The sequence below is a fragment of the Acinetobacter sp. YH12254 genome, from assembly GCF_013417415.1.
Classification (GTDB): Bacteria; Pseudomonadota; Gammaproteobacteria; order Pseudomonadales; family Moraxellaceae; genus Acinetobacter; species Acinetobacter pseudolwoffii.
In genome coordinates this window covers 1-8,401 of the sequence record NZ_VPEB01000032.1, presented here as the reverse complement: position 1 = coordinate 8,401, position 8,401 = coordinate 1, and the positions used below count along the sequence as shown (strand labels likewise).

Below are 8,401 nucleotides of genomic sequence, written 5' to 3'. Positions count from 1 at the left end.
TAATGACTGTCCACATACCACAACCAAAATATAGATTATAGTCTATATTTTAGGGGCATTATGTTTGTTTTGCAAATGAGAAAGGATAGGCAATAAAAAACCCCGGCATCCTGCCGGGGTTTTTCATATTGGGTTGCTAAGTATGACTCCTGTCTTACCTCACGTTCCTGGTGCGATCTTTCTTATTCTTGTTGTTTGGAACATCCTGTTCTCTATGGCTTCATCATAGGAAAATTCCACTGTTCCAGGTAGCCGCAAAGAGCCGAGATTGTTGTGCGCCAGGGCGTACAAAATAGCCTAAATTTCATCCACAGTAATTGGGGATAGTTTTCGCCCTGGAAGAGCTGAGAACATTGGGAAAATGCCAAAATTGATCATTTTCTATACAGAATTATTGGCAAGAACTATCAAAACTGCTCATAAAAAAGCCGACTTGTTTCAAAATCGGCTTTTTGCTCATTTTTGCATTTTTCTGATTTTAATAAGTTGCTGATATTTCAATTAATATACAAGTGTTGTAAGCCCAAAGTAGAAATGTCCGGTTTCTCCAAAGTAAAAATGTCCGCTTTTAGAATATGCGCTTTTGCAATTTTCTTAGCGGACGGTTTGATATGTTGGTGTCTATGTCGGATAACCGCCATTATATTTAATAAAAGTATAAGATCAGGGAAAGTTACAGTTTTTATTTAAAATTGAAGTATCCATTAGACTTATGAATATTTATAAAAGGTATATAATGAGTATTATTAACCCTCAAGAAACCTCTATGAAAGGTTTACAGTCAATCATTCTTTATGATTCTTTTCTTTCATCTAAACTATTCCGAGTTGATATTAGTGGTGGTCATACAAACATTACCGGTATCAACGGTGCAGGGAAAACCTCATTCCTGAACCTGATTCCTATTTTCTTTGGTGCCTCACCAAATGGGTTAATAGAGAAAGCTGCAAACAAGAAAAATTTCGTAGACTACTATTTGCCGAGCAGTCGAAGCATGGTGATTTTTGAATACCTTGCTCACTCAGGTACAAAGTGTGTGGTGCTGTATCGCAATAATAATCAGGGCAAGCACAACTACCGATTTGTTGATGGATGCGCGGAAGATACGCTATTAAGTGAGAGCAGTCTGGAAATCTTGGGTCTTTCTCAGAATGTGAAAGACGTATTTGATCAGGTTTATAAATCTGGCGTTGATGTGAGCCGTCAGATCGACAGCATCCCTGAATATATCTATACGCTGACTGCAGATAAATCACGACTGACAGGTGAAAGAAACCTTCGTGATTTATGCAACCGCTATTCACTGTCTGGAAGCAAACAACAGCTAAAATTCCTGAGCAATCTGACCCAGGTAACGATTAACCAGAACAATGTTGTCTCAAACTTCAAAACCATGTTAATTGAAGCGTATTTGGACAACGAGAAAATCAAAACAAAACCAACCTCTACCGCAGATTGGTTAGCAACCATCAATGATGTGAAAGCCCTACAAAGCCTTCAATCGGAAAAGCAGAAGATTATCTCTGGCATTCAGTTAAAGAATGCGGTCTTAGCCTCCTTTAATGCGCTTCATGCACACCTGTTGGTACTCCGGGACCATGTGGTGAACTACGAGCAGCAGATCAGTTCGATAGAGCATGAAATCTATGCGGTAAAGAACAAAGGGAATGAGACAGTCCGTAACCTGAATAACCAGATTGTACAAGTCAAAGAGCTGATTGCAGTAAAAGAAAAGTCTGCAGGTAACTTTAAACAGGCAATTCATGATATTGAAGTTGCGGAAAGACGTTATCAAGACATGAATATTTCCGTCATGGAACAGGAATATAAGAAACGTGCGCACTACTTCAACGAGATTGAAGAAGCGAAGAAATACAAACAGTTTTTGACTGAAAGCTACGAAAATATCAACCGCGAGTACGACAAGCATTCAGCAGATTTGCTTCGTGAAAAAATGGCATCCAGTGAAGCCCTTAATGCTGAATCTAACGAGGTTCAGGAGGCAATCAACCAGTTGCGAAACCGCTTTGATCTCAAGGTGAAAGAGCTTGAGCGCAAACAGGCTGAACAGCTCCAAATTCTTGATCAAGAAATTTCCAGTGAACGTCAAAGGCTTCTGGATATCCAGTCAGCAGCTATGGAGCGCATGCACCAATCAACACTGTTTACGGATGAAGAAAACCTACAGCTACAGCGCCTCAAGTTGGCTTATGAAGTCAAAGAGAATACCTTGTCTGCAAAGTCTGACGAATTGAAAGCGGCTCAAAACAAGCTTAAACAACTTAATTTTGATCAAAACAAGGCGCAGTATGATCTTAATGGATTAAAAGCCAAGCTTGAGAAAGCCAAGCAGTCAGAAGAGAATCTGCGTACAACCCTGTTCCAGAAAGACACCTTGCTACGGTTCCTGAATGATGCACCGAATGAAGATGTGGACTGGCGTACTACCATTGCGAAGGTCATCAATCCTGAGCTTTTCTTCAAAACCAACCTGAACCCTGTCTGGCAAACTGGCGTGAATGCCAATGCGCTAAGCCTCTATGGTCTTGAAATAGACCTGAACAAGTTGGAGATTCCAGGGGAAGCCGACAGTCTTGAGCAACTACAAATACGTCTGAAAGATGCCGAGATTTACACGGCTTCTTTGGTTGAGCAGTACGACAAGCAATCGCATCTGGCTCAGTCCATCCATAGAGAGATCAACGAGACCAATATTGCAGTTGTTAAACTCGAAAATGAGTTAAATACCCTGCAAAACGAGAAGCAGCAAGCCCGACAGGTTTATGACCAGACTGAGAAAGAGCTGAAAGCGAAGAAGGCAGAAGCTACACGTATTGAGCAAGAAGCTGTAAATAGAGCGAAATACGAGCTGCAAACTTTCAACAATCAGATTGAGCCGAAGAAACGTGGTGAGCTTCGATCAGCCAACATGCTTGAAAAAAATGGCTTAAAGGAGAGCTATGATGCGTCCTATGCAGACTTGCGTATCAAGCTTGACCTGATTGCCACAAAGGAAAAGCAGCTAGAGAGCAGCTATCAAGCCAAGATGGATGATTTGACCAACCTGTATCACAGCAAACTGCGTGAGCAAGGCGTGGATGAAAATATCCTGAAACAGGCAGAAATGAAGATCAAGGCTGCGATTGCACAGCACACCAAAGTCAAAGGCTATGAAAGCATTTTGGCTGAGTACGATATGTGGAAGAAAAACCACTATCAGTACAAGCAGAACCATATCGAGGACATGAACCAAGCTCTGAAACTTGTATCTGAATACAGCCACAATCTTTCCAAACTGGAAAGTGAGCTTGAACAAGTCCGAACCTCCCTTCGTACAAGAGTGGACAATCTTGAAGCGAGTGCACAAGATTTCAGGGAGAAAATCAAAAAGCTGGATAAACAGGGGCGTGAAATCGAAAACCTGTTCGATGACGATATCCTATTGGTAGAGGTAGATCGACCTGAGTTTTTAAGCTTCGACAGCTTCTCTCGTGATCTGGGTACGTTGGCTGATACACAGAAGAAACAGATTTATCAATTACGCTTGCAGACAAACGCTTCTAAGGCATTACTGCGCAAATATGAAGCCTTCTCTCTGTTCAAGCTGTTTGAGGAAAAGATGGAGAGTATGGGGACTACCAGTGAAACCATGAACACCATTAACTCCATGTCTACCATCGAAAGCATCATGGACTACGACTTGCCGAAAAAGCATGATGCAGTCACAAACATTTTCCGTAATAAATCGGCTCAGTTGCGTAACTATATTCAGGAAATCCTTAATCTAAATAAGCGTTTAAAGAGCGTATCTACGGAACTGTCTGGCTACCTGAACCGTAGCAACAAGTTCAAGGCATTCACTGACTTCTCAATGAATCTGGAAAGTGTGCTGAATGACAAGAACACCCTAGATCAGCTCAATCAGTTTGTTTTGCAGTGTGAGGACTATCAATCCTTTGAAAACATGCAAAGCAGCTCCATTCCGAGCGAGGATTTCATTCGTTGCTGTGAATACACCTTAAAGGCAATTGAAAGCACCAAAGGACATACTGATGATATCCGCTCTATGGTACGTCTGAAAATGAGCGTGATGAACAATGGTCGTCTTGCCGAGCTGCGTACTGACAACGACTTTACCAGTGCAGGGAGTACAGGAACGTCACGTATTCTGGTGCTGATCATGTTCCTCGCATTGTCACGGAAGTTATGCCCTGATAACTCGACCTACATCCATATCCCGCTTGACGAGATTGGCAACTTTGATGCGATCAACACCAATTTGCTGTTCGACATGATGGACCATAACAAAATCTATCTGGTCTGTGCTCAACCGGAAAACTCAACCTCTAACCACAAGTTTAAGAATCTCTACATTGTTGGAGCCAATGGTGTCAGCACTGTTGTTCCACTGGAAATCGAAGGCGATAACCCATTGCTTGCAGCAGAACCAGTCTAATAGGGAAAAAGTGGAGAATTTTAAATGGCTGATAAACGATTAACAAAAGTAGCGACCAAATTATTAGAAGGTTATCTAATTGACCAGTGGAGTGATTTTGAGAACTTTGAGTTTTTGAATGATGTCGAATTTTTAGATCAACTAAACAACCATATTAGTTTTCTAGGCAAAAAGTGTATTCAGACACCGTGCGGTGGTGGGTATTTCCTGATTTACCTTGATATTGAAAGTGACCCTGAGATCAAAAAGGTCATCACCAAACAGTTTGAGGAAAACGTCAGCAAAATGGAGCCACTTGTGGACTGGCTGCGACTGTTCAGAAAGGCAGGGGGGCGCAATGAACCTCTGATTGGAGGCGACAGAATTACGTCTGGTGAAATCCTGGTTGAAGTGGAGAAGTCCAAGCATGTCCAAAAAGGGCTAAAAGAACTCTCTGCAAAGTTGGGTAAGACCGCAAGCACAGTGAAAGACCAGATCAACGGTGTTATTCAGTTTTTGGTACAGCGCGAATATTTAGTGCCGGTTGGGGTTGTGGGTACTGAGTTTTTGGCAACTTCACGTTGGTCGATTTTCTACGATGAAGCTGAGTACCTTGCCGAACACAATGCGATTGATATCACTCAAACAGATGATGTGGAGCAGGGCGAGTTACTATGATCGACTTCGTGAATCCGGCTGAACGTGGGGCGAAGGTTTTCTCTGCAAACATTGATGCTATTGCCGAAGCAATCATGTTTACCAGTTCGTCTATTCAGGTCAATGAATCAAACAAATCCTTGATTGATAATTTGCTGTCTTGCGATCTTGGGTATCTGGATGCAGAAAAAAACACGCTGCATCTAAGAAACTTCGTCATTGAGTTTGTGAATTTCTATAAAAACAGAAAGAAACGCAACATTTCCGCACCCGACATTAGCGGTCTGATTGATCGTATCAAAACGGTGAGTACCGACTATGCCTTGTCAAAAGTCGAGGACCCGGAAAGTGCCGAAGTATTAAAGGTTGAAGCAAGTGACCTGATTATTGAGCTTTCAAACAATATCAGCGAGAACATGACCAATTTTGCCGATCAGTGCTTTGAGTATCTGTCGCTGTTCAACAACTACGACATGAAAATGCGTAAGGCTGAACAAAGCTTAAAGACTGCCAAAATGCTAATTACGGCACTGGAAATCCTTTCACCAAATACGATGGATGAATTGGCGGTAGGTGATGCAGACTTGCAGAGAGTGATCTCCAAACGTCTCAAGCCAAGCGTGTTTGAAGCCATTGAAGAAATGAACCACAGCCATCACCGACTGGACAAGCAACTCTTTGAATGGAAAAAGGACATAAAAACCCAGGAGCGAATCAATCTGATTGATGCGCTGCACCGTCATTTTGCCAACAACCGGACGCTGAATGCCGATATTGATTTCAACAAGGCACCTGATAGCTTCCGTCGTGTACCACTTATCAAGCTGAAAGCTCGTGCCGATATCTACCTTGAGGATTTTGAGAACACTTTATCTGCGGTAGCTCAGACAGCCAATCAGAAGCGTGTTAAAAAAGATGGTCCAGTTGTTGAAAAAAAACGCCCACCGGTAGAGAAGGCAACGCATACGATAGTGAAGGCAGTCTCACCTCTGGATAAAGCTGCATTTTTCTTCTTTGACGCTTTTGGCAGTCCGGCAATCAATGAAATATCAGCAAAGAACGCCTACATACGCCTAGAGCCTGGATGCAAATTTGAATACTGGATTAGTCGCCTCCTGTATGAGTTTGAACTCAACCACTCAAACCATCTTGAGTTGCAGTTAGTGGGTGAAACGGATGCTAAATATAATGGCAACTACTACATTTCAGATATCGTGTTTCGTCGCAAAGACAGCAACGGAAAGGTGATGCAATGCGCTTAGGGCAAAGAGAACTCTCAATCATTCAGACGGTTTTACAGCTTAAAACCAGAGTGGTGAAGCTTAACAAGACATGGACAATGCTGAACAAAGACATGCAGATCGGCAGCATCATCAAACGTGAGCTGCATCTAAGTGAATCAGATCTTGATGTGCTTCGGGTTCTGTACGGAAAGCATGTAAAAACGGAGCCAGAGGTAACGTATGACTCCAATGCAGACCGAATATCGCTTGCTGATCATCGTATAGATGAAAAGTCTGGCAATGCCAGCGTTTTCGGTGAGCAGCTTTGGTTTGCTGCGATCAATGCACAACTACCGTTAAAGTCCGGTGAGATGCACATTGCACATCCTGGCGTGACAACAGCCGTGTCCTTAGAGCATCTTGCAGTAGAAAAAATCAGGAAGCTGATCATTATTGAGAATGGCACTATGCTTGTACGGATTTCGGACTGGTATCAGCAAGTTCCACTCGAATGGCAAGACAGCCTATTCCTTTACAGGGGGCATGGTAAGAACTGCCGGTCAGTCAATCAGTTGCTTGAAGTTCTGCCAGAAGAATGTCCGGTAGCGGTGTATACCGATTTCGACCTGTATGGGTTGAATATCGCCAATAATTTCAACCTGATCAGACCAGTCTCTGTGATGGTTCCCCAATGTTGGCAAAGCATTAAAGAACAACACCCTGATAACAACTTCTATAAGTATGTAGACCAGTCAGAGTACATTTCGGATTTGTCGGAAACCGAAGGCATGTCGGAGCCGATGAAAGCGATCTTGAAGCATGTGAACTTCAATAAAGTTGCAGTTATGCAAGAGAACGTGAACCGGCTTGGTCCATTGGTGTGTATAGCAATTTAAGGGCACTGTTGCAAAAGTTCAAGGTGTTACTTTAGACTATACCCTAAAATTACATTTTAAAAGTTCTTAAAAACATGTACCATTTAAATGTTTTTTAATCATAAGTAACATGTAACTTTGGTATTAAAGATTTATAATTTACGAAATTGTTCATTTTTATCCAATTGGGGCGTAAAAAGTGAAAGGCCAAAAAGTAGGCTATGTGCGAGTGAGTTCGGTCGAGCAAAATACGGGACGTCAACTTGAGGGAATTGAAGTCGACCGGATTTTTGTTGACCGTGCTTCAGGTAAAAATACCGACCGACCGAAATTTCAGGAAATGTTGAATTATGTCCGGGAAGGAGACCGGGTGATAGTACATTCCATGGATCGTTTTGCGCGAAGCTTAAAAGATTTGGTGACTGAAGTGGATAAACTGGTCAAACGAGGGATTGCCATCCAGTTTGTAAAAGAAAATATTACTTTTACGGCCCAATCCACCCCGATGGATAATTTGATGCTGCAACTGATGGGTGCTTTTGCACAGTTTGAACGTGAGATCATTTTAGAGCGGCAAAAGGAAGGAATTAAACTTGCCTCTTCTCAAGGGAAGTACAAAGGCCGGGTACATAAATTGAAACCTGATCAGGCTGAAGCTTTGCGACAAGACTGGAAGGAAGGGAAGTACCCTTCAAAAATGGCATTAGGCCAGGCATTTGGAATTAGTCGCCAAGCGGTATATCGGTATTTAAAAGCCGGGAAATAACTCAATTGAAATTGGCGACTATATTTAGTTTAGCTTATGAAAATCGTGAAACGTTGATTAAATAATAAGTGCAGAAAGCAAAGAGTTACTAATTTTATACAATATAAGTTTTTGATTTATAATTAATTAACTCGATTGCAATCTAGCTTTTTCAGCAACGATTTATCTTTTTTAAAATAGTATTAATTTATTTTTTTGAGAACAAACCTTAACAAAATTACAAGTTTGTAATTTTGTCGTCATTCGGATGTATATATTTACTCATTATTATAAGTAAAGATTTTTTTGGTCCAAGATATGATTAGATTCAATAATATGGGCACTGTTGCAAAGTTAGCGATGAGGCAGCCTTTTGTCTTATTCAAAGGCCTTACATTTCAAAAACTCTGCTTACCAGGCGCATTTCGCCCAGGGGATCACCATAATAAAATGCTGAGGCCTGGCC

Annotated in this window: 5 protein-coding genes and 1 pseudogene; 5 read left to right on the top strand and 1 reads right to left on the bottom strand. The window is 41.8% G+C overall.

Annotation, left to right across the window (positions count from 1 at the left end):
- Nucleotides 1-736 precede the first annotated feature (736 nt).
- From FTV29_RS14610 to FTV29_RS14590, 5 genes are all read left to right on the top strand, one after another.
- Nucleotides 737-4,456, top strand: a complete 3,720-nt coding sequence (locus FTV29_RS14610; protein ID WP_078390059.1) for an ATP-binding protein — start codon at nucleotides 737-739, stop codon at nucleotides 4,454-4,456.
- A gap of 24 nt (nucleotides 4,457-4,480) precedes the next feature.
- On the top strand, nucleotides 4,481-5,113 hold the full coding sequence (locus FTV29_RS14605) for a hypothetical protein (protein ID WP_004676008.1): 633 nt from the start codon (nucleotides 4,481-4,483) through the stop codon (nucleotides 5,111-5,113).
- Nucleotides 5,110-6,354, top strand: a complete 1,245-nt coding sequence (locus FTV29_RS14600) for a hypothetical protein (RefSeq protein WP_005100615.1) — start codon at nucleotides 5,110-5,112, stop codon at nucleotides 6,352-6,354. Before FTV29_RS14605 ends, FTV29_RS14600 begins: the two co-directional genes overlap by 4 nt.
- Nucleotides 6,345-7,211 (top strand): hypothetical protein, encoded by an 867-nt coding sequence (locus tag FTV29_RS14595; RefSeq protein WP_004676005.1) that lies wholly within the window; start codon nucleotides 6,345-6,347, stop codon nucleotides 7,209-7,211. The genes FTV29_RS14600 and FTV29_RS14595 overlap by 10 nt, the downstream gene beginning before the upstream one ends.
- Nucleotides 7,212-7,389: 178 nt before the next feature.
- Nucleotides 7,390-7,956 carry a recombinase family protein gene (locus FTV29_RS14590; RefSeq protein ID WP_004812033.1) on the top strand — a complete coding sequence of 189 codons (567 nt, stop codon included), beginning with the start codon at nucleotides 7,390-7,392 and terminating at the stop codon, nucleotides 7,954-7,956.
- Nucleotides 7,957-8,326: 370 nt separating this feature from the next.
- On the opposite strand, the pseudogene FTV29_RS14585 reads toward FTV29_RS14590, so the two are convergent.
- Nucleotides 8,327-8,401: pseudogene (locus FTV29_RS14585) on the bottom strand (IS6 family transposase); the annotation flags it as partial.

Coding starts and splice junctions, on each gene's coding strand:
- FTV29_RS14610 (WP_078390059.1), top strand. CDS start 737: ATGAGTATTATTAACCCTCAAGAAACCTCTATGAAAGGTTTACAGTCA.
- FTV29_RS14605 (WP_004676008.1), top strand. CDS start 4,481: ATGGCTGATAAACGATTAACAAAAGTAGCGACCAAATTATTAGAAGGT.
- FTV29_RS14600 (WP_005100615.1), top strand. CDS start 5,110: ATGATCGACTTCGTGAATCCGGCTGAACGTGGGGCGAAGGTTTTCTCT.
- FTV29_RS14595 (WP_004676005.1), top strand. CDS start 6,345: ATGCGCTTAGGGCAAAGAGAACTCTCAATCATTCAGACGGTTTTACAG.